Source organism: Williamsia sp. Y853, assembly GCF_056786495.1.
Genome location: NZ_JBXCJC010000001.1, coordinates 1,184,429 through 1,204,683 on the forward strand (window position 1 = coordinate 1,184,429; position 20,255 = coordinate 1,204,683).

The 20,255-nt window shown below is 63.3% G+C and carries 19 protein-coding genes; 6 read left to right on the top strand and 13 right to left on the bottom strand.

From position 1 onward, the window contains the following. Window positions 1-77: 77 nt before the first annotated feature. Complete coding sequence (locus AC1TPF_RS05645; protein WP_482143033.1) at window positions 78-2,636, bottom strand: hypothetical protein; 2,559 nt, start codon at window positions 2,634-2,636, stop codon at window positions 78-80. Window positions 2,637-2,789: 153 nt separating this feature from the next. Between AC1TPF_RS05645 and AC1TPF_RS05650 the strand changes: the two genes are divergently transcribed. Next, complete coding sequence (locus tag AC1TPF_RS05650; RefSeq protein WP_482143035.1) at window positions 2,790-3,401, top strand: hypothetical protein; 612 nt, start codon at window positions 2,790-2,792, stop codon at window positions 3,399-3,401. 57 nt (window positions 3,402-3,458) lie between these two features. On the opposite strand, the gene AC1TPF_RS05655 is transcribed toward AC1TPF_RS05650, so the two are convergent. The 3 genes from AC1TPF_RS05655 to AC1TPF_RS05665 form a co-directional block, all read right to left on the bottom strand. Beyond that, entirely contained in the window at window positions 3,459-4,340 is an 882-nt protein-coding gene (locus tag AC1TPF_RS05655; RefSeq protein ID WP_482143036.1) for a DMT family transporter, read from the bottom strand. A gap of 36 nt (window positions 4,341-4,376) precedes the next feature. Further along, entirely contained in the window at window positions 4,377-5,231 is an 855-nt protein-coding gene (locus AC1TPF_RS05660; RefSeq protein ID WP_482143038.1) for an HpcH/HpaI aldolase/citrate lyase family protein, read from the bottom strand. 79 nt (window positions 5,232-5,310) lie between these two features. Next, on the bottom strand, window positions 5,311-7,143 hold the full coding sequence (locus AC1TPF_RS05665; protein ID WP_482136096.1) for an acyl-CoA dehydrogenase: 1,833 nt from the start codon (window positions 7,141-7,143) through the stop codon (window positions 5,311-5,313). Between the two features lie 223 nt (window positions 7,144-7,366). Between AC1TPF_RS05665 and AC1TPF_RS05670 the strand changes: the two genes are divergently transcribed. Next, a complete protein-coding gene (locus AC1TPF_RS05670) occupies window positions 7,367-8,098 on the top strand; it encodes a GTP pyrophosphokinase (protein ID WP_482136095.1) in 732 nt (243 codons plus the stop codon). A gap of 7 nt (window positions 8,099-8,105) precedes the next feature. Here AC1TPF_RS05670 and AC1TPF_RS05675 read toward each other — a convergent pair whose 3' ends face one another. Next, window positions 8,106-8,882, bottom strand: coding sequence for a deoxyribonuclease IV (locus AC1TPF_RS05675; protein ID WP_482136094.1), 777 nt, complete (start codon window positions 8,880-8,882; stop codon window positions 8,106-8,108). Window positions 8,883-9,012: 130 nt separating this feature from the next. Here AC1TPF_RS05675 and AC1TPF_RS05680 point away from each other — a divergent pair, with 130 nt between their 5' ends. Then, complete coding sequence (locus AC1TPF_RS05680; protein WP_482136093.1) at window positions 9,013-10,410, top strand: WS/DGAT/MGAT family O-acyltransferase; 1,398 nt, start codon at window positions 9,013-9,015, stop codon at window positions 10,408-10,410. On the opposite strand, the gene AC1TPF_RS05685 is transcribed toward AC1TPF_RS05680, so the two are convergent. Then, the gene (locus AC1TPF_RS05685) at window positions 10,407-11,309 is read right to left on the bottom strand and encodes an alpha/beta fold hydrolase (RefSeq protein WP_482136092.1); all 903 of its coding nucleotides are present in this window, start codon (window positions 11,307-11,309) and stop codon (window positions 10,407-10,409) included. The two genes, AC1TPF_RS05680 and AC1TPF_RS05685, sit on opposite strands and share 4 nt — an antisense overlap. Window positions 11,310-11,415: 106 nt before the next feature. Here AC1TPF_RS05685 and AC1TPF_RS05690 point away from each other — a divergent pair, with 106 nt between their 5' ends. Further along, a complete protein-coding gene (locus AC1TPF_RS05690) occupies window positions 11,416-11,700 on the top strand; it encodes a hypothetical protein (RefSeq protein WP_482136091.1) in 285 nt (94 codons plus the stop codon). Between the two features lies 1 nt (window position 11,701). On the opposite strand, the gene AC1TPF_RS05695 is transcribed toward AC1TPF_RS05690, so the two are convergent. Further along, a complete protein-coding gene (locus AC1TPF_RS05695; RefSeq protein ID WP_482143039.1) occupies window positions 11,702-12,817 on the bottom strand; it encodes a DNA adenine methylase in 1,116 nt (371 codons plus the stop codon). A gap of 57 nt (window positions 12,818-12,874) precedes the next feature. Continuing rightward, entirely contained in the window at window positions 12,875-13,090 is a 216-nt protein-coding gene (locus AC1TPF_RS05700; RefSeq protein WP_482136089.1) for a hypothetical protein, read from the bottom strand. A 169-nt stretch (window positions 13,091-13,259) separates the two neighbouring features. On the opposite strand from AC1TPF_RS05700, the gene AC1TPF_RS05705 reads away from it, so the two are divergent. Beyond that, on the top strand, window positions 13,260-14,387 hold the full coding sequence (locus AC1TPF_RS05705) for a phosphatase PAP2 family protein (RefSeq protein WP_482143041.1): 1,128 nt from the start codon (window positions 13,260-13,262) through the stop codon (window positions 14,385-14,387). Here AC1TPF_RS05705 and AC1TPF_RS05710 read toward each other — a convergent pair. After that, window positions 14,375-15,400, bottom strand: coding sequence for an EamA/RhaT family transporter (locus AC1TPF_RS05710; RefSeq protein ID WP_482143042.1), 1,026 nt, complete (start codon window positions 15,398-15,400; stop codon window positions 14,375-14,377). The two genes, AC1TPF_RS05705 and AC1TPF_RS05710, sit on opposite strands and share 13 nt — an antisense overlap. A 113-nt stretch (window positions 15,401-15,513) precedes the next feature. On the opposite strand from AC1TPF_RS05710, the gene AC1TPF_RS05715 reads away from it, so the two are divergent. Continuing rightward, the gene (locus AC1TPF_RS05715; RefSeq protein WP_482137273.1) at window positions 15,514-16,680 is read left to right on the top strand and encodes an ATP-grasp domain-containing protein; all 1,167 of its coding nucleotides are present in this window, start codon (window positions 15,514-15,516) and stop codon (window positions 16,678-16,680) included. A 6-nt stretch (window positions 16,681-16,686) separates the two neighbouring features. Here AC1TPF_RS05715 and AC1TPF_RS05720 read toward each other — a convergent pair whose 3' ends face one another. From AC1TPF_RS05720 to AC1TPF_RS05735, 4 genes are read right to left on the bottom strand one after another with little or no spacing between them, the layout of a single operon-like run. Continuing rightward, complete coding sequence (locus AC1TPF_RS05720) at window positions 16,687-17,520, bottom strand: alpha/beta fold hydrolase (protein ID WP_482143044.1); 834 nt, start codon at window positions 17,518-17,520, stop codon at window positions 16,687-16,689. Window positions 17,521-17,538: 18 nt separating this feature from the next. Beyond that, window positions 17,539-18,351, bottom strand: coding sequence for an acyl-CoA thioesterase domain-containing protein (locus tag AC1TPF_RS05725; protein WP_482136085.1), 813 nt, complete (start codon window positions 18,349-18,351; stop codon window positions 17,539-17,541). Continuing rightward, a complete protein-coding gene (locus AC1TPF_RS05730) occupies window positions 18,341-19,591 on the bottom strand; it encodes an MFS transporter (protein WP_482143046.1) in 1,251 nt (416 codons plus the stop codon). The genes AC1TPF_RS05725 and AC1TPF_RS05730 overlap by 11 nt, the downstream gene beginning before the upstream one ends. Then, window positions 19,588-20,247, bottom strand: a complete 660-nt coding sequence (locus AC1TPF_RS05735; RefSeq protein ID WP_482143048.1) for a GntR family transcriptional regulator — start codon at window positions 20,245-20,247, stop codon at window positions 19,588-19,590. The genes AC1TPF_RS05730 and AC1TPF_RS05735 overlap by 4 nt, the downstream gene beginning before the upstream one ends. Window positions 20,248-20,255: the final 8 nt, after the last annotated feature.

A 20,255-nucleotide genomic window follows, 5' to 3' on the forward strand; every position in this document is an offset into this window, starting at 1 on the left:
CCGGAGACCTTACCGCCCACTCATCGAAATAAGGTCCCGGTCAAGGGTTTTAATGGCCCGTCAACTGTGGCGTGCGCTCACTGAGGGAGGTTGCATGCGATGGCGGCATCGTCCACCTGATGCGTCGTCGGCCCAAAGTATCGGGGACTCATGAAGTCGTACAGATTTATTCCCAACTGATTTCGTCCAGTTCCGAACATCGTGTTGGCGACGCCTGGCGGGATGAAGTCTGAGTGAAAGTTGTCGACATCTGCTCTCGGCCGTTGGACTGTGAAGAACATGTTCCATTCCTCGGCTTCTCCGCCGGCGCTGAAACTCCAGGTCGCGCGCATCTGAGCGTTGCGGGGCATTGTTGACCAGGGATGGCGCTGTACGTCCCCGCCGCCGGACTCTTGGTGCTCGGCACAGCTCAGGCCGTTCACGTCTCCGGGACCGCGCGGAGGAGGTGTCCCACGCATCAACCAGGGATAGGTCGTCGAAACGAACGCGGTTGCGAACCATGTGCGCAAACCGGTCGTCATTGTGCTCAGCAGCTCACCGGGATCGGTTGGCGCGACCCAATGTTCAAGGGCGATCTCCGTGTTTGCGGCGTCGAGTTTGCCGTAGTCGGAGGCCATGATCAGGGCGACTGTGGTGAATCCGTATGTGGAGGCAGAAAGTGAATCCTCGACTTGCTGTGCCAGTCGATCGGATCTGACCCGGGTTTTGTTCGCCAGCGCATTCGTGTTGGCGTCGCCGCTGGCATAGGAGCCGAGCCCGAGGAGCGTCGAAATCGGCCCCCACACCGCCTTCAGCTCCGGAGCCACCAGCGTCACCACACTCATGACCACATTCGTCAGCTTGACACCGTCGGCGAATGCAGTGCTGGTTGCCGGTGGCGCCACCTCGTTGGCCATGTCGCTACCGATCTTGTTGACACTCAGTTTCGCGTCACCGCGAACCAGCCCTACGGAGTTCTGCACGTTGTCGTAGTAGGTCTTGACTGTGACGTACGAGGTGACTTCCTTTCGAAGTTGCACGAGGGCCGCATCGAACTCCGCGGCGGTGAAGGCGTACGTGGCCCCGTCGGTCGGCATGGTGACCGTGCTCAAGAGGTTCTGTTTGATGGATGTCCACGCGGCGTTGTAGTTCGTTCGATACTTTTCTCGAATGTTGCACGTGACGACGGTCGTTGACCCGCACCCGGGTACGTTTGCTTTCCATCCGATGTAACTCTCCGCGGCGGCGTTGATCGACGGGAAACTCGGGGCTCTGTCGGCCCCGCCCTGGTACGCGGGCTGGTACATGATCTCGCTTTGCCGTAGGTCGACGCCGCCGAGAGGACCCGATTGCAATGGTAGATACGACGAGTCGTGACTTCGTGCGATCAATCCCATGGCAGGACCGGGCTTTCCGAGGATCGATCCCCTCTCTACGACGGATGACCCGGCGGCCAAGCCGCCGATGAGGGTGTAGTCGCTCGTACCGTCGAGACTGAGGAAGGAGAGCCTCGAGCCGCCGAATTTTACGATGGCATCGGCGCCTTCCTGCCAGGCTGCGGACGGTTTGGGGCGGCCGAAACTCTGGATCATGACCAGATACGGTCGCCCGGCCGCGTCGACCTGGTTCGCGACCGCGACGAGTTTGGTGGTCAACTCGCGATCGCCTGCATCGTTGTTGGTGACAACGGTGGCGTTGAACGTGGGTTCGAGAGATTGACCGTCGAAGCCGCGAATGACGAAGCCGTTCGGGCCACTCGGCGTCGACGGATAGGTGGCGTTCCCAAGTCGCATGGTCACTGTCGGCCCGTCGGTGGTCTCCTGACGAGTCGTGAACGACAGCGGTGCGGGCGGGGTGAAATCGTAACGCTGACCAGCGGCACTCCACCGGAGCAGTCCGGTGATGTTGGCTCCGTCGCGGTCGCCCACGTCGACACCGACTCTGGTGTACGCGGTGCCCTCATCCGCGCCGGTTTTGCCGATCATCGAGAAAGGTGTTCCGGTCTCCATCCGACTGAGGTCATTGACCGTCATCGGAGTCGATCCGAGAGCGCGGACGAGTTCGCCCACTGCAGGTTCGCGGCCGGCATTGGTGATGCCCCGGTGACCGCTGACGATGACGATCGTGTCAGCCCTGTCTCGGTAGGAATTGGTGATGCTGATGAGTGTCCGCAGACCGACGATGTTGTTCGGGGCGGTTCCGGAGTTGAGTGGCTGGCGGGTCTTGGCATCCAGGACAGCGATGAGCAGGTTCTGGCGATCGGCCGCGAACGGCATTCCCTCACCGTTGACGATGATGGACGCTGCAGGGTTGTCGGAGAGGGTCTCGATCGGCACACCGAGGACGGGCTCACCGGCGTTCGGCGACAACAACCGCAATCCGCCAGGGCCGGTCGAGCCGGGTTCATTCGGGTTCGGACCGGACGATCCGCCGTCGGATGAGCCGCCGTCCGAGGAGCCGCTGTCGGAGGAGCCTGAGTCGGATGAGCCGCCATCCGAGGAGCCGGAGTCCGACGATCCGGCGCCGGGCAAGTCGATGGAGAACGGAGGTTCCGCACTTGCCGTCCCCGCGTTGCCGAGAGATGCGACAGCGATAGCTGCGACGAGTAGCAACGTGCCGGTTCGAGCCCGGGCACGATTGCTGCGGGTTGAGAACACTGTCTGACTCCTTCACAGGCATGCAGGGATGACGACGGCCATACCTGCTCCGAACCCTAGGGAAGGAGTGCAATTTTTTTGCAACGCAACCTGATCGGCGCGTGGCTGCCCGAGAGTTGCAGAATTCGTGCAGTGCAATGCCAGGGTGAGCGCATGATGATTTCTCGTCTCCGACGGCTCGCCGTCGTCGCTGTGATCAGCGCTGCCGTATCGACCGGTCTCGTTGTGCCTACCGCAACTGCGTCGGCGGAACCCGTCCTGGGTGCGGAGTGGAAACGGTTCAATATTCACATTCGCTCAAATGACGGCGGTGCCGGCGGAGTGCACTGCGTGAAGAACCAGCCCTTCGGGCGCGACGGCAGTCGCTGCGATGCAACTGGATATTACGACGACAGCTCACCCGTGGGCTTCCGGAAGGTGAATGGCGGGGTTGTCTACGACAGTGACGGCAAGGGTGGGACCTACCTGAAGTTCTACACCACCGCCGGCGAGGTGGTGGAGGGCAACATCCCGTCGCGCGGATCGGGTGATTTCACCATTTCGAGCTTCAATTCCCCGGCGTTCGGCACCTTGGCCCGAGTGACGCAGAAGCTGTATTTGGACGTGGAGACCACCGATAACGGGTCGACCACCGGTGACCGGTGGGTTGACTTCTACCTGCGCGGCCAACTGGTGGTGACGACTCCACTCGGCGAAGGTTTCGATCCAGGCGATTTCTTCGACGATGTTCTCGGCGGCCTCAAGGGAGCATTTGGTAGCAGCTGAGGGATGGCCAACTGCGCCAGCAGATTCGCGACATCAGAGGCTCGTGTTTGCAGCAGCTCACACTGCGTTCGCCGGCTCGGGAACCGCTTCCTCGTCGGCGGCACTGCGAGCCAGAGCGATCGCGGCGGCGACCGTGGCGGCAAGGGCCACCACCAGGACGGCAGCGACGACGTGATCGGCGTGGAGGTATTCACCGAGGACGACAAATCCGAGCAGGGCGGCGACCATCGGTTCCATGACGGTGGTCGCCGGAAGCGAGGCCTGCAAGGCGCCGATCTGAAAGGCCGACTGCTGCACGGCAATCGCGACGACCGCCACCACGATCAGGGCGTACAGCTCGACCGATGTCAGGAGCGGGACGATCCCGCGGCCGGCCAGGTGCACGACGCCCTTGGTCAGTACCGCTGCGACACCGAAAAGTGATCCGCCGGCGAGACCGAGCAGCAGTGCGCGGCGCGACCGCGAACCGGTGCGGGACAGCAGCAGACATGCTGCGACGAACGGGAGCCCGACGACGCAGATGATGATCCAGTGCTCGGTCTCCGCGCGTTCGACACCCGGCCGAGGGTCACCTACCACCACGAGGATCGCGATCGACACCGTCAAGGCGGCCGCCCACACCCAGTCGCGGGCGCGAACCGTCCGCCCGGAGAAGCGTGCGCTGATCGGGAGCGCGAACAACAGAGACAGCACGAGCACGGGCTGGACCAGCAGTAGCGACCCGAGTCCGAGCGCCGCCGCCTGCAGTGCGTAGCCGCCGAAGCCGACCAGGGTGCCGAGCCACCACTCCGGTCGGCGCACCAGGGTGGTGATGGGCCCGAGCGCCCCGACGTCGTCGTCGCTGATCACCGACGCCGACCGTTGGCGCACCACAGTGCCGATCGCAATACACAGTGCCGCGCCCAGTGCGCACACTATTGCCAGGAGAGAGTCGCTCACGGTGGGAATCTATCCCGACCAGATGAACCGCGGGCATCACACCGGTGAGATGCCGAATTCGCCTGCGAGCTCGGCAATTCGCTCGGCGCGTTTGAGGCGGGGGAGATCGCTGCCGTCCCGAACGACGCGGCCTCGGGTCTCGAAATCGATGAGGAACTCGGTGGCCCAGGCCGCGTCGGCCGGGCTCGGGCCGATGACGGTATTGATCACGCCGGCCTGTTCCGGTACCAGGCAGAGCTTGCCGGAGAGCCCGAATGCGACTGTGGTGACGGTCTTTTCGCGCAGCACGGTGTCGTCATCGGTGACGGCCGGCCCATCGATGGGCCCTGGCAGCCCCGCCGCTCGGCTGGCCACCACCAAACGCGAGCGGGGATACGCCATCACCAGATCGTCCGCGGTTGTGGAGGTGTCGAGGCGGTAGTCGCCACTGCCGAAGGCGAGGCGCAGCACCCCGCGGCAGTGGGCGATGTCGGCGGCATTTTCGATCCCGATGGCCGACTCGATGAGTGGGATCACCGGGGTGCGCCCACCGAGACGCTGGAACGTCTCGTCCACCTGGTCGGGATGCTCCGTCTTGGCGAGCACGACTCCGGCGAGCCCGGGTACGTCACGGAGCGCGTCGATGTCGTCTGCCCAGAACGTGGTGGTCCGACCATTGATACGCACCCAGGCCGTCGATGCGCGGAGCCAGTCGACGACGCCGCTGCGTGCGGCGTCCTTGTCCTGCGGGCCGACGGCGTCCTCGATGTCGAGGATGATCTGATCGGTCGCTGATCGGGCGGCGATCAGGTACGCCGAGCGGACTGACGCATTGACCAACAGCCACGAGCGAGCGAGTTCAGGTGATACGGGACGGGAAGCTGTGTGGGGATCCAGATCGGCTTGTGCCATGGCGCCAGTATGTCGTGGTCACCGGAAACGAAAAGTGGGCCGCCCCTGAACTGGTGCGACCCACTCTCTCGTCAGTTGGCTAGAACGAGGCTTCGTCCAGCTCCATGATGTCGTTGTCGACCTTCTCGACGATGCCGCGGACGGCGGTGAGCTCGGGCAGCATGTTCTTCGCGAAGAACGTCGCCACGGCCACCTTGCCGTTGTAGAAGGCGGTATCGGCTTCGCTGGTCCCGGCGTCGAGTGCGCTCAGGGCCACATCGGCCTGACGCAGCAGGAGCCACCCGATCATCAGGTCGCCAACGCTCATCAGGAATCGGACGCTGCCGAGTCCGACCTTGTACAACTCGGCCGGCTGTTCCTGCGCGTTCATCAGGAAGCCGGTGAGGGTGGCGGCCATGACCTGGACGTCATCGAGGGCGGTCTTCAGGAGCGCCTTCTCGGCCTTGAGACGGCCGTCGCCCGAATCAGACTCGATGAAGGCGCTGATCTGGCCTGCGACGTGAGCCAGGGCCTGACCCTTGTCACGAATGATCTTGCGGAAGAAGAAGTCCTGCGCCTGGATGGCGGTGGTTCCCTCGTACAGCGAGTCGATCTTGGCGTCGCGGATGTACTGCTCGATCGGGTAGTCCTGCAGGAAGCCCGAACCGCCGAGCGTCTGCAGCGATCCGATGAGCTGCTCGGAGGCCCGCTCGGAGCCGACACCCTTGACGATCGGCAGCAGCAGGTCGTTGACGCGGTACGCCATGTCCTTGTCGGCGCCGGAAACGGCCACGGCGGCCGCTTCGTCCTGGTGCGAGGCGGTGAACAGGTACACCGCGCGCAGACCTTCGGTGTACGCCTTCTGGGTCATCAGCGACCGACGTACATCCGGGTGGTGGGTGATCGTGACACGCGGGGCGGCCTTGTCGGTCATCTGCGTCATATCGGCGCCCTGCACGCGCTCCTTGGCGTATTCCAGCGCATTGAGGTAACCGGTCGACAGCGTGGCGATTGCCTTGGTGCCCACCATCATTCGAGCGTGCTCGATGACGTCGAACATCTGCGCGATGCCGTCGTGGACCTCGCCGACGAGCCAGCCCTTGGCCGGGACGCCGTGCTGGCCGAAGGTCAGCTCACACGTGGACGAGACCTTGAGGCCCATCTTGTGCTCGACGTTGGTGACAAATGCGCCGTTGCGCTCGCCGAGTTCGCCGGTCTCGGGGTCGAAGTGGAACTTCGGTACGAAGAACAGCGACAGGCCCTTGGTGCCCGGACGCGCGCCCTCGGGGCGGGCCAGCACCAGGTGGATGATGTTCTCGGTCATGTCCTGGTCGGCCGAGGTGATGAAGCGTTTCACACCGTCGATGTGCCAGGTGCCGTCTTCCTGCTTGATCGCCTTGGTACGAGCGGCGCCGACATCGGAACCGGCGTCGGGCTCGGTCAGGACCATGGTGGCGCCCCAGCCGCGGTCAGCGCTGATCTTGGCCCACTTCTTCTGCTCGTCGGTGCCGTTGTTGTAGAAGATGTTGGAGAATCCGGCGCCTGCGGCGTACATGAACGCGCCCGGGTTGGCGCCGAGGAGCAGTTCGCCGATCGCCCAGTACAGCGAACGGGGGGCAGGTAGGCCGCCGAGTTCCTCGTCGATGCCCAGCTTGTCCCAGCCGGCGTCGGTCAGGGCCTTGTACGACTTCTTGAACGACTCGGGGACGGTGACGCTGTGGGTCTCCGGATCGAAGACGGGCGGGTTGCGGTCGGCGTCCGCGAAGGACTCCGCCAGCGGGCCCTGGGCGAGGATGTTGACCTCGCGCAGCATGTCGATGGCGGTCTCTTTGTCGAGATCGCCGAAATCTCCACTACCCAGTACTTCTTCGAGCTTGAACATCTCGAAGAGGTTGAACTGGAGGTCGCGGAGATTGCTCTTGTAATGCCCCATTGCAGAATCCTTTGCAATCGTCGAACTGCTTTTGATTGTGGTGAGTACTCGGTTGGTGGACTGCACAGTAAGTTACTCACCAGTAACAACCCGAATATACATCCGCTTACCACGTCGCACAAACGCTCGGCGCATCAGTGAATGTGATGGATGGCACATCAAAGGCCGGATGTAGAGATGGCTCACCGGTGGCGTGTTCGGCAGATCGGGCACCATGGATGGCATGTCTGACGCGGTAAAAAGCAGTGAAGGTGTGCAGAGCGAACGGTCCGGACCCCTGGTGCAATGGTTGGCCGAGGCCGGACCGGAACGCGATCTCGCGCCCGCCGACCTCGTCGAGATCGGTCAGAACATGCAAAAGTTCATGCTGCCGTTTCAGTTCGCGATCAAAGAGATCGTCACCAAGCTGGAGATCTTGCGCGATGAGTTCGCCTACCTCAACGACTACAACCCGATCGAACACATCAGCGCCCGGGTCAAGAGTCCCGAGAGTCTGCTCGCCAAGGCCCATCGCCGCAACATCCCGATGAACCCCGAAGCCCTCCAGGGTCAGATCGACGACATCGCCGGAGTCCGGGTGTCGTGCACGTTCATCGCCGATGCCTATCAGCTCACCGAGCTGTTGTGTGCGCAACCGGACGTGAGAACCCTGCATACAAAGGACTACATCGCCCATCCGAAACCGAACGGATATCGCGGACTGCACACCATCGTCGAGACGCCGGTCAACCTGAGCACCGGCCAGTTGCCGGTGAAGGTCGAACTACAGATCCGCACCATCGCGATGGACTTCTGGGCCAGCCTCGAGCACAAGATCTATTACAAATACGACCGCACCGTGCCCGCCCATCTCCTCGACGAGCTGACCGAGGCCGCCGAAACCGCCAACATCCTCGATCAGAGGATGCAGGCGATCCGGCGGGAGATCCACGGCAGTGGAAATCGCGAGCTCTGACGATGTGTCAGGCCAGCGCCTCGCGCAGATAGATCAGATCGTCGGCGAGACCTTCCTCAGGTGTCTCGAGGATCACCGGGGCGCCCGCGGCCTTCACCACCGCGACCAGGACATCGGGGTCGATCTTGCCGTCGGTGAGGTTGGCGTGGCGGTCGCGGCCGGAGCCGAACTCGTCGCGTGAATTGTTCAGGTGGATCAGGTCGATCCGCCCGGTGATGGCCTTGACACGCTCGACGATGTCGACGAGGTCTTCGCCGCCCGCCCACGCGTGGCAGGTGTCGAGGCAGAAGCCTGCGTCGTCGTACTCCCCGACCGCATCCCATAGTCGTTTGATGTTCTCCAGGGTGCGGGCCATCGCATGCTCGCCGCCTGCGGTGTTCTCGATCAGGATCGGGACGGGAAAACCAACGCCTTTTTCGTTGGCCCGCTCGAAGAGCTTGCGCCAGTTCTCGTATCCGTCCTTCGCGTCCTCGTCATCGCGGAGGTGGCCGCCGTGCACCACCAGCCCGAACGCGCCGAGGTCGGCTGCGGCCTTGGCCTGGTTGATCACGGCCTGCCGCGACGGCATCCGCAGCCGGTTGTTGAGGCTGGCCACGTTGATCATGTACGAGCTGTGCACCACCACATCGATCGGGGAGTTGCGGATTTGTTCTGCCAGCGGATGGGGTTTCGGCTTTTCCCAACCCTGTGGATCGGTCACGAACATCTGTAGCAATTCGGCGCCGAGTTCCTCGGCGCGGCCGATTGGATCGCTGTCTTGTCGTACGTGGACACCTGTGCGCATGACCACAGCTTAGGAGGCTCAGCCTGATAAGAGTGTTTTTCCTCGGCGATCCCGGGGTATTTGCCGTCGATTAGGGGCAGAGTGGAGATCCGTAAGACCCTGTCGGACGAACTGTTTTGGGGGAGTAAACGTGGAACGTTTGAGTGGTCTCGACGCCTCATTTCTCTATCTCGAATCACGAGCGCAGTTGATGCACATCGTCGGGCTGATCGAGCTCGACCCGGATACCGTCGAGGGCGGGTATTCGTTCGAGAAGATGCGCGATGTACTCGACCGGAGGGTCGCCGGACTCCCGACATTCCGTCGGAAGCTTCGGGATTCGATCCTGAACATCGACCATCCGGTGTGGGTGGAGGATCGGAATTTCGACATCGAAAGTCACGTCCACCGGGTGGCCGTCCCGCCTCCTGGCGGACGCCACGAACTGGCAGATTTCTGTGCACACATCGCAGGCGTACCGCTCGATCGCAGCAAGCCGCTGTGGGAGATGTGGGTCATCGAAGGGCTGGTCGACGGGAAGATCGCGGTGCTGCTCCGGATGCATCACGCCAGTGTCGACGGTGTGAGCGCTGCGGACCTGCTGGCCAAACTGTGCACCATCACTCCTGACGAACCCGAGCTGGATGAGGAGGCGCTGGCCCAATCAGCCGGGGATGCCTCGCTCGCCGGCCTTGCGGTCGACGGTGTGCTCCAGGTCGCGCGCAGGCCGCTGAGTTTCGCGCGACTGCTCCCCAAGACGGCGCAGGTGCCATTCGACTGGATCTCGCGGGCGCGCCGCAACGAGGCGATGCCGTTACCGTTCCGGGCGCCGCGGACGCCGTTCAACAAGTCGATCACCGGTCATCGGAGCCTGGCGTACACGCAGGTGTCGCTGACGGACGTCAAACGCATCAAGGATCACTTCGGCGTCAAGATCAACGACGTCGTCCTGAGCGTCTGCGCGGGGGCATTGCGGAGCTACCTCGACGATCTGGGCGAACTCCCGGACCAGCCGCTGGTCGCGATGGTCCCGGTGTCGGTCCACGGCGACAACGACGACGACCTGGTGACGCAGGGCACCAACAAGGTCACCGGCATGTTCACCAAACTCGCCACCGACATCGCCGATCCGATCGAACGCATCACCACTGTGGGCGACCAGGTCCGCAAGTCCAAGGAGCACCACGGCTCGATGGACTCGAACCTGTTTCGGGGCTGGGCGCAATTCGTGCCACCGGCGACCATCGGCATGGCGATGCGGCTGTATGCGTCACAGGAGCTGGCAGATCGGCATCCGGTGATCTACAACCTGGTGATCTCCAACGTGGCCGGACCCGACTTCCCGATGTACTACCTCGGCGCGAAGATCGAGGGGATGTACCCGTTGGGGCCGGTGTTCCACGGTGCAGGCATGAACATCACCGTGTTCTCGCTGGACGGCCAACTCAACGTCGGTGTCATCGGCTGTAAAGAACTCGTCCCTGATCCGTGGCCGTTGATGCAGGCCTTCGAAGACGAGGTGAAGGCACTCCTGGAAGCCTGCGACTAGCTCTCGACCGGCGCGAGAACGCGCGCGGAGACTTCTCTCGCGGCCGCCATGAAGACCGGGATGAATTTGGGGGCCTCGAGGACACAGCAGGCGTGGCCGCCGTCGACTTCGAAGACCTTGATGCCGGGGATGTTGTCTGCGAGCAGCTGTTGGCGCCAGCGTGGGATCACCCGATCCTTGGTCGAGATCAGGACAGCGCTCGGCACGTCGATCTCGGACAGCCACGGGCGTGAATCGAATTTGGCCATGCCGTCGCCGAGTGGCCCGAGCCGAGAGAGTGGCGTCGCCAGGAATTGCCGAATCGCCCACAAAGAGTCCGGGACCGTTCGATCGTCGAGCTTTGCGGCATTGGGTTGCACGTGGGGCGGATGGATGACCTTCATGATCCGGCCGATGTTCGCCATGCTGGTCTGGCGTTTGGGGTCGTGGCTGCCGAAGAACGGGCCGGTGGAACACAGGATCAGACCGTTGACGCGGCCCGGGTGCCGCCGCCAGGCCAGCTGCGCCACACCGCCACCCATCGAGAACCCGGCAGCGGTGAAGGTGTCGATGCCAAGGACATCGGCCAGTGCGACCACATCGTCGGCGCAGTCGTCGAGATCGAACCGACCGTCGCGGATGCCGCGTCCGTGCCACCGCTGGTCCAGCGTGATGACCCGGAACTCCTTGTTGAGCTCGGGAATCAGCGGATACCAGCACAGCAGCCCGTTGGTCATGACCGAATGCAGCAGGAATATCGCCGGTTTGTCTTTCGGCCCGGAGTCGGTGACGTACGTCGAACCGCGTCCGGGCAGGTAGACCATGTGGCCGTCGGGGAGGTCGTGGACCGGATAGGGGTCGATGATGCGCTCGGCCCGGCGCAAGATCGCATTGCGGACCCTGGTCAAAGAACTCTCCATCTGTTCGACGGTACGGGGGAAATGGTCCTGCCGCCGCTTCTACACGGAGCGTAGGATCAGGAAAAAGTGATATGGATCACGGTCGGGCGGAGAGTAAGGAGATGTCATGCATTCAGGAACCTCACTACACGTTCGCAGGCTTGCGGTCTGGCCGGCCGGCTGGCTTGCGTACTTTTCCGGCTTGGCCGGCGCGGCGGCCGCGGCTTTGACGATCCTTGCGATGGCGAGTGAACACTATGTGGAAGGTGCCGTCGCCGGCGCCTGTGTGCTGGGCCTCGTCGTGCTGGCGATCGTGTCGATGCGCGCGATTCCGCGGATCTCCGACGAGCACACCCACGACATCGAGGCACGGCGAGATCACGCGGTGTACCGGGCCCGTTATCCGCTGTAGATCAGGACCGCTCCACGAGGTAGAGGTGCTCGGTGACGTGCGCGCTCCTGCCACGGAGGTTGCGACTGCCGCGAAATGTGTTGTAGCGCTGGGTGAATTCGGTGACGACCCCGATGGGCTCGAGCATGTCACGCATCTGTTCCGGGGCGATGTAGCCCTCGTCGTTGAACGAGATCAGCAGATACCTGGCGTCGAGTTCGTCGATCAGTGACCCCAACAGCCCGGCGGCGGTCGATCGCACGTTGTAGCCCGAGCGGTTCCAGTCGCCGGGGATGCCCGAGACCGGACTCATACCCGTTGGCACGCGATTGTCGGCGATCAGGTTGAGCATGAAGTAGTTCGAGCCGTAGGGGTGCTGGTTGTACGGCGGGTCCAGGTACGCGACGTCGACGCCTCCGACCAGTGCCGGTAACTTCGCGGCGTCGGTCTGCAGTACCCGGCGCTCGCAGTGGTGCGTGCTCAGGACCGGCGGGCGCAGGGTGATCGTTCCGGTGATGCGGCTCAGGGCATCGGCGCCACTGCCGCCGAATCGTCCGATCCCCGTCTCGCGGTCCTTGTAGAAACCCTTGAACACCCCGGAGGTGTTGGCGTGGACCGAGGCTGCCGACAGCAGCGGTCCGAGTAACAATGTGCGAAGCGGTTCGTCGAGTTCGTGGATGAGATGGATGTAGGAGTCCAGTCGGCGCGCGTTGTCGCTGGTGTAGAAAACCCGTTCCCCCGGGGCGATCTGGTTGTCATCCGCCGGTGCGTAGTGCTCGGCGATGAAACCATCTGTCCGGTGGCCTGATTCGACGACCTGATTGATCTCGTGGACAGTCTTGGCGAGCAGTTCCGGATCCATCTCGCAGGCATTGGTCAGGTAGCAGTCGCTGATCACCCGGGCATAGCTCTCCAGGTCATTGGCGATCACCATGCTCGACCGGGCCTTCGCGAGCCGCGAGACCACACCACTTCCGGAGAATGCGTCGAGCGTGACAAGCCGCCTGCCGACCTGCTGCTGTACCTGGGCCAGCGCCTCGTCGATGAGGACCAGTAGTTGGCGTTTGTTGCCGATGTAGGTGATCAGCTGTGACGTGCGGTAGGCGGTTTCGGTCTCTCCCGCGTCGGCCGTGTCCACAACTGCAGAGCGTATCGAGGACGGTTCGCACATCGAACAGGCGTCCGTTGCGATGGCTCAGTCGTCCAGACAGATCTCGGTTTCGATGGTGATCGGAACACCGGTGGCGATGAGCAGCCGGCACGGCGCCTCGGAGTCGCGGTAAAGGCTCAGCCACTGGTGGCCCCGGCTGCCATCGGCGTAGACCGCTTCCAAGGTCCGGTTCAGGCGTGCTTCGGCTTCGTTGTTGATGATGTAGCGCCGATCGCCGTATCGCAGATACTTGTTGGGCACGTTGCCTCCGGAGTCGAGTCGGTTGCGTGTGCAATCAGTGTGACTCACGCCACTTCTGGTGAAGGCCGGTTTGGACCGAGCCGACCCGGGAGATGAACGTCTGGTTCCGGGCAGGAACGTTTTCGCGAATTCTTGGCCAACAGTAGGTCTCTGGTGACAACGTGGCTTCATGGGCACGCGTGAGGCCGATCGGTCCGATGTGGCGATCGCCGGTGGGCCGCTCGCCGATCGGTCTTGGCGTACGCGGCTCAGTGGTGTGAGGCGAATCCGCCTGACCGATCCGAGACTGTGGCGTGCGGTTGCGTTGGCGGCGTGGTTGGCGGTGGTGATCTGGCACATCGCTTACCTCGGACTGGCCTTCGACCGGACCCGGCTGTTGCTGCTTCTGTGTGCCGGGCTGGCGGCGGCCAGCATCGGACGCCGACGCGTCATCACGGTGGTCATCGACTGGCTGCCGTTTGCGTTGATCCTGCTGCTCTACGACTTCACCCGCAATATCGCCCAGTGGCTGGACATGCCAACCCAGTGGGCGCTGGCCGTCGATTTCGATCACTGGATGTTCGGGGTGAACCCGACGGCGTTTCTGCAGAGTCACCTGAAACAGGCCGACCCGCCGTGGTGGGAGGTGATCACCAGCATTGTCTACATGTCGTACTTCATCGTCCCGTATGCGGCGGCCGCGCTGCTCTGGCTCCGCGACCGTCACGCCTGGCGACGGTATGCGGTGGGTTTTCTGCTGACGACGTTTTTGGCGCTGGTCGGGTACACACTGGTGCCCGCCGCGCCGCCGTGGGCCGCCGCCCAGTGTTCGTCCGCCGAGGTGACCGACAATCCGCGGCATCCGGACTGTATGGACCGCGCTCCGTATGAGGGTGGCGGCATGCTGGGCGACGTGACGCCCGAACACGAGGGCGCGGCGCCGTACGTGGAACGGATCTCGGCCAGGGGCTGGGACGTCCTCGACATCCACGCGGCGTCCGGGCTGCTGCGACTCGGTCAGGCAAAAGCGAATCTGGTTGCGGCCATACCTTCGCTACATGCCGGCCTGACGATGTTTCTCGCCCTGTTCATGTGGCCAAGGGTGGGCGCGCTGGCCCGAACATTGTTCGTGGGCTACGCATTTGCGATGGCATTCACCCTCGTCTACACGGCCGAGCATTTTGTGATCGATATCCTGCTCGGCTGGGGGCTCGCGGTGTTCGCGGTTGTTGTGGTCGGTTGGGGAGACAAATATCTGACTGCCCGAAAAATGAACAAAGAAGAGGAGTTTCTCGGGCGTTTGAGTCAGGTGCCCTGATCGCGCAGAGCATCCGTGGCATCGGTGCCCGAATCCGTGGACGAGGTTGTGCTGTCGGAACCTGCGGGGCCCGCAGCGGTGCGCTTGGACCGTCGCAGACTCCAGCCGCCCGGATCGGGCTCGGCTTCGCCGAAGTGGTCGGCGTCCACGGAGCTGTACAGCGCCACCAACATGGCCCCGACCACGGCACCGATGAATCCGAGGAACGCGAGCCAGGCAAGTCCGGGTTTGGCGGTGTCATCCAGAAACACCACGCCGATGATCCCGGGGCCTGCGGTCTCGCCGACCACCAGAAGTGCGGTGACCCCGTTGACCTGGCCGAGCTGCAGGGCCACGGTTTGGACGTAGAAGCCCACCGCGCCCGCGACCGCGATCGTCCAGGCGGCCGGATCTGTGAGCAGTTCGACGATGTCGAAAGGATGGACCCCGCGCAGAATGCGGACCGAGATCGCGATGATGCCGAACAGGAGTCCGGCAGCGGCTCCCCCGACGATGGCCCCGCGTTTACCGAGGCGGTAGACGGCCAGCAATGCCACGATCGCCAGGAGGCACGTGGCAGCGAACAGGCCCCAGTGGAAGCTGCTCTCTTCGTCGCCACCACTCTTGTGTGACGACGACACGCCAAGGGCGCACAGCGAGAAGACGACCACGCATATGGCAACCCAGTCGCGGCCGTGCAAACCGATGCCGAGGATGGCGGTCCCGAGCAGGGCGGTCACGATCAAGTTGGCCGACACGATCGTCTGGGACAGGAACAGCGGGAGGAATCGGGCCGCCACCGCTCCGGCACCGAAGCCGATCACCACCAGGGATGTTCCGATGATGAACTCACGTGTCTTGAAGGTGTCCAGGGTCGAGGCGACCGAGGGGCCGCCTTCACTGGTGACCTGATCTTGCTTGTTGGCATCGCGGGCGGCGACGGCCGCTTTGCGGGCGCCGAAGGCCCGTAGGACGGTCGATACGCCATATGCGACAGCGGCAGCGCTCGCGAAGAGTACGCCGATCAGGAACATTCGGACACCTCTCCCTCGCAGCACGGCGGCATACACCATGCGACTGTTATGCAGCGAATTTTAAGCTACCATGCTGCGAGTGCAGCCATTTCCCGGTTTCCCTGCGAGGTTCGATGTCCGATCGTAGCGGTAAAAAGGTCCTCATAACGTTTGGTCGGTCGTTTCTCACACTCGATCTTGCGAGATTGATGAATGCCGGTGGGCACGATGTGTACATCGCCGATTCGGTGCCATTCCCGATCACTCGTTTCTCCAATTCGGTGCAAAAAGTATTTCGGGTACCACGGCCGAAATTTGAGCGGAAAGAGTATGTCGCGGAAATTGCGCGACTGGTTCGATCCGAATCCATCGACATGGTCATACCGGTGCACGAGGAGACCGACTTCCTGGCGATGGCGCGTGATCAGTTCCCGCCGGAATGTCGTCTGCTGTTGTCGGATTTCGAGACCGAGTACCGGCTGCACAACAAGTTTGAGTACCAGGTCCTGCTCGATGCCCTCGGTGTTCCGACACTGAAGTACGCACAGGTGCGATCTGCGGAAGAGTTCGCAGCGCTGGATTTTGACAAGCCCTTTGCGCTGAAGCAGGTCTACTCGCGGGGTTCGCAGCAGGTGTACAAAGTGACACCGGGGCAAATGCCGGAAGGTCTCGAATTCGACCCAGACAATCCGTGGCTGGCCCAGGAGTGGCTCAAAGGCAACAAATATTGCACGTATTCGATCTGTCATGAGGGGCGGATTTACGCGCACGCGATTTATCCGGTTCGTTATGCGATTGATGGGCACTCATGCCTTACCTATGAGTCGGTTGAGCACCCTGGAATCACAGAGTGGGTGACCAAGAGGGTGAAAGAAACAAATTTCACCGGACAAATCGGATTCGATTTCATCGAAGATTCGTCGGGCGTTCTGTTCACCATCGAATGCAATCCGCGTTCTACCAGCGGGATCCTCATGTTCGAGCCGCACAACCGTGTCGACCTCGCGTTCTTCGGTGAGAACGAGGAGGTCATCACCCCCGATGTGGGTGTCCGGAAGATGGTCGGCCCCGGAATGCTGCTCTATGGCTGGCGCAAGTCGGCGCTCGAAGGAAACACCTTGCGCGGCTTCTTACGGGATTTCCGGAACACCGACGAGATCATCACCCGTAGGGACGACATCGGGCCATTTCTGGGTATTCCGTTTGCGCTGGGAAACATCCTCCGGGACTCGGTGCGGTACCGGGTGGGTCTGGCCGAAGGGTTCATGCACGACCACGAGTGGGATGGTCAGCCGCTCTGAATTGACTCAGCGTTGGTGGGTGCAGAACTCGGTGATGCGCTCGACACTGTCGCCCGGTCCGGTGAACAGCCCGCCGTGGCCGGCCCCGTCGATCTGGGCGAACTGCGAGCCCGGGATCAGTCGCGCGGTTGCCTCGCTCTGCTCCGGCGGGAAGAACACGTCGTGTTCGAAAGCGAGAACCAGGGTGGGGATGTCGATCGCGGCCAGATGCTCGGCGATCGGTTCACCGGCCTTGATCCATTCATGCGAGGCGGTGAGTTGGCCGGCAAATCCCTCCGGGCTCGTCCAGCCGCCATCGGAGTTGGTTAGCGCGTCACGCCAGCCGGCCACCGTGTGCGGATCTTGTAGGAGTGTGGTGTGCAACGTGGTCATGAGTTGTTCGAAAACCAGTACCGCGCGCGGAATCTCACCGATCTGCTCGATGAGGGCCAGTTCCATCTCGCCGACCAGGGCGCCGATCGGACTCGGTTGTAGGCCGGCGAAAAATACTGCCGCACTGATCAATTCGGGTCGAGTGCGCAGCATCATCTGAGTTGTGTAGCAGCCCATCGAGAATCCGACAACCATCGCCTGCGGGACGTCAAAGTGGTCGAGGAGACCGCAGGCGTCGTCGGCGAGGTCGGCGACGGAATACGGCGAGGGTGGCGCGGACGAGGGTGCCAGTCCCCGGCCGTGGTAGGAGATCACGCTGAATCCGGCGCCGACCAGTGAGTCGACGAGCCCGCAGATGTCCCACACGAGCGACGGCATCCCGAGCCCGCCGTTGAGCAGGATGGTGGGACCTTCGCCGACGCGCTTGCAGCCAAGGACAACTCCGGTTTCCAGCGTCAGCGTCTCCATGGATCGCGCCTTTCGGTCCTACAGCAGTCCCTTGCGCGCCGAGAAGTCGATCTGCGCCGCAGCATTGCTGACTGCGGTGACCATACCGGTTCCGAATGGTCCTTTTCGGTCATACAGCGTTGCGGTTCCGACGGAGATCCCGTCCGCCGTGATGTGGGTGTCGGCCTCGATGCCGAGTTCGTGTCCCTCGGGTATCCGCGACAACGCCATGGTGAGGTCGCAGTTGATGTAGCCGATGCCTTCGGTACCCAGATTGGTGACAAGGCTTGTCGACTCGGCGCACTGGACGGCGTGGACGAGGCGTGAACACGGTTCTCCGGGAAGCACACCCATGCCGGTGCTCCAGGCCCGCTTCCGTGCGACGTTCTGGTGCCCGCCGATGCTCTGGGTCCATGCGCTGCCGTCGGTTTGCACGTACGGGTGACGGGGTTTGTTGTCGAAGGCGTTTTCCGGCGGTGTGAAGGTGGACTCGGGACGCCACTCGTTTCCGGGCGGAGGGGCCGACCGGCGCAGGAACACGACGGATGCCCGGGCCACCATCGTCTCGCCCTGCATCACCTCGGCGTCGGCGACGACGATCCGGTGACCGGACCGGACCTTGCGGGTGTTGACCACCGTGGGCTCGTTGCGTGCCGACTTGAACAAGTCGATCGTCATGCGTGAGGGCACGAAGTCGGGATCGGCGTAGTCGCGTTCGAGGGCGTGGGCCGCGGCGGCGCAGACTGCGGGACCGTTCAATGAGTTCGGACCCCATGCGCTTCGCGCCCATGTTGTCGGGATCAGCGTGGCGCCGTCGGCGTCGAGGGTGAAGTAGCTCGGGTCAGACACCATTTGATAGTTGCAGACCTGCGGAGATCTCGTTGCCCTGGGTATCGGGGACCACCGGCGGCGGGTTCTTGCGGGACTGGCGCGTGATCGTCGCCAGAGTGAGTGTCGCGGCGATCGCCCCGAATCCGAACATCTGTGGATACGTGACCGCCGGAATGTATTCGTGCAGGTAGGCGAGGGTCGCGGGGATGGCGAACCCCAGATAGGTGAGTGCGTAGTAAACCGCGGTGAGGCCGGCGAGGTCGCGTTTGCCGGCGATGCGCTGGACCTCGGAGAGTCCGGCGACCAGTGCGATGCCGTACCCGGCACCCAGGATCACCGACGCGATCAGTACCGCCCAGATGGTCAGCAGCGCTGCCGCCAGTGCGGCCGCGCCCATCCCGACGATCATCAGGAGCAATGCCACCTGGCTGGCCCGGGCCGAATCGGGCCGGTCGATCCGGCGACCGGCCGATTGGATGGTGAAGCCGCACGTCAGTGTGACTGCCGAGATCAATGCCGCAAAAGCCATCGGAGCCGCATCGACCTCGGGCGCGATCAGGGTCGGCAGGATCGCCTGGCATCCGATGGCGGTCCCGAACACCCACGGCGCCAGCGGGACCACGACCAGCAGGAACCGGCGATCTCGGAGCGACGGGATCCGCAGGTCGTGGCGCAGCCGCGTCTTCTCTGTTGCTGGACGTCGCGTTTCCGGCACCGACCACATCCAGGCCGCGGCGATGAGGCAGACCGCTGCGTTCACCACGTACGACGAGCAGTGTGGCCATGGACCCCACTGCGCCATCGTTCCGGCGAAGGCCGCTCCGATGCCGAAACCTGCGGTCAGGCTCATCGCGGCCCGGCGGCCGTCGTTACCGGTGCCGGCGGGATCGAATGGGGGACTGGAGAGTTCCTTGAGCCAGCTGGTGCCGACCGCCATCGCCAGTCCGATGGCGATGCCGCTGAGGATGCGGCCGACGGTGAGCAGTGGGACGGAGTCCGATGCCAGTGCCAGTACCAGTGATCCGGCGGCGGCGATGAATGCGGCCGGACGCATCAGAGGACGGCGGCCGAACCGGTCGGAGAGTGGGCCGCCGATCAGTAGCGCGGGCACCATGCCGACCACGTAGGCAAAGAGCAAGACGTCGACAGTCGGACCGGCCATCTCGTACTCATGCTTGTAGAACACCAATAGGGGCGTGAATTCGTTTCCACCCCAGGCGATTGCAAACATTGCCGCGGAGACTCCGCGCCAGTCCCTCATGACGGCGTGCCGTCGGGAGGCAGCGGCGTCCGGAGATCGTGGACCGCACTCAGATGCGCGGCCAATGATCTCGCGAATCCATCGGCGTCGCCGGCTTCGATGAGTTCGGTGAGCTCGGTGTGGTGGGACATGATCCGCTGCATCTGGGCGCGATCACGTTGGACGGAAGTACTCGTCATGCGGAGCTGACGATCCCGGAGGGTGTCGTAGAAGCCTTCCAGTAGCGGGTTGCCTGCAGCCTCGACGAACATGCGATGAAATGCGGCATCGGCGATGGTGAACTCGTCGACCTCATCGGCGTCGGCGTGAGCGGCCTGCCTGTCGAGTGCATTGCGGAGATCTGCGACCAGGGATGCGCGATCGCGAGAGGCGAGCATCCGCACGGCAGCGGTCTCGACGACAAACCGCGCGGTGATGACGTGCTCGGCCTCGTCGACGGGAACCGGCACGATCAGGGCACCCCGCTTCGGATAGAGCTTCATCCAGCCCTCGGTCTCGAGGCGCAGAAACGCTTCGCGGACCGGGGTGCGAGAGGTTCCGAGCGTGGTGGCGATCTCGCCTTCGCTGATCAGCTCACCGCCGGCCAGCGTTCCGGCCAGGATCTGGCCTTTCACCTGTTGATATGCGCGCTCCGAGGCGGACAACTCCTTAGACACAACTTGTA

What these genes read in the sequence shown, in the direction of transcription:
- AC1TPF_RS05650 (WP_482143035.1), top strand. Translation starts at nt 2,790, where the DNA reads ATGATGATTTCTCGTCTCCGACGGCTCGCCGTCGTCGCTGTGATCAGC.
- AC1TPF_RS05660 (WP_482143038.1), bottom strand. Translation starts at nt 5,231, where the DNA reads ATGGCACAAGCCGATCTGGATCCCCACACAGCTTCCCGTCCCGTATCA.
- AC1TPF_RS05665 (WP_482136096.1), bottom strand. Translation starts at nt 7,143, where the DNA reads ATGGGGCATTACAAGAGCAATCTCCGCGACCTCCAGTTCAACCTCTTC.
- AC1TPF_RS05670 (WP_482136095.1), top strand. Translation starts at nt 7,367, where the DNA reads ATGTCTGACGCGGTAAAAAGCAGTGAAGGTGTGCAGAGCGAACGGTCC.
- AC1TPF_RS05675 (WP_482136094.1), bottom strand. Translation starts at nt 8,882, where the DNA reads ATGCGCACAGGTGTCCACGTACGACAAGACAGCGATCCAATCGGCCGC.
- AC1TPF_RS05685 (WP_482136092.1), bottom strand. Translation starts at nt 11,309, where the DNA reads ATGGAGAGTTCTTTGACCAGGGTCCGCAATGCGATCTTGCGCCGGGCC.
- AC1TPF_RS05690 (WP_482136091.1), top strand. Translation starts at nt 11,416, where the DNA reads ATGCATTCAGGAACCTCACTACACGTTCGCAGGCTTGCGGTCTGGCCG.
- AC1TPF_RS05705 (WP_482143041.1), top strand. Translation starts at nt 13,260, where the DNA reads ATGGGCACGCGTGAGGCCGATCGGTCCGATGTGGCGATCGCCGGTGGG.
- AC1TPF_RS05710 (WP_482143042.1), bottom strand. Translation starts at nt 15,400, where the DNA reads ATGTTCCTGATCGGCGTACTCTTCGCGAGCGCTGCCGCTGTCGCATAT.
- AC1TPF_RS05715 (WP_482137273.1), top strand. Translation starts at nt 15,514, where the DNA reads ATGTCCGATCGTAGCGGTAAAAAGGTCCTCATAACGTTTGGTCGGTCG.
- AC1TPF_RS05720 (WP_482143044.1), bottom strand. Translation starts at nt 17,520, where the DNA reads ATGGAGACGCTGACGCTGGAAACCGGAGTTGTCCTTGGCTGCAAGCGC.
- AC1TPF_RS05725 (WP_482136085.1), bottom strand. Translation starts at nt 18,351, where the DNA reads ATGGTGTCTGACCCGAGCTACTTCACCCTCGACGCCGACGGCGCCACG.
- AC1TPF_RS05730 (WP_482143046.1), bottom strand. Translation starts at nt 19,591, where the DNA reads ATGAGGGACTGGCGCGGAGTCTCCGCGGCAATGTTTGCAATCGCCTGG.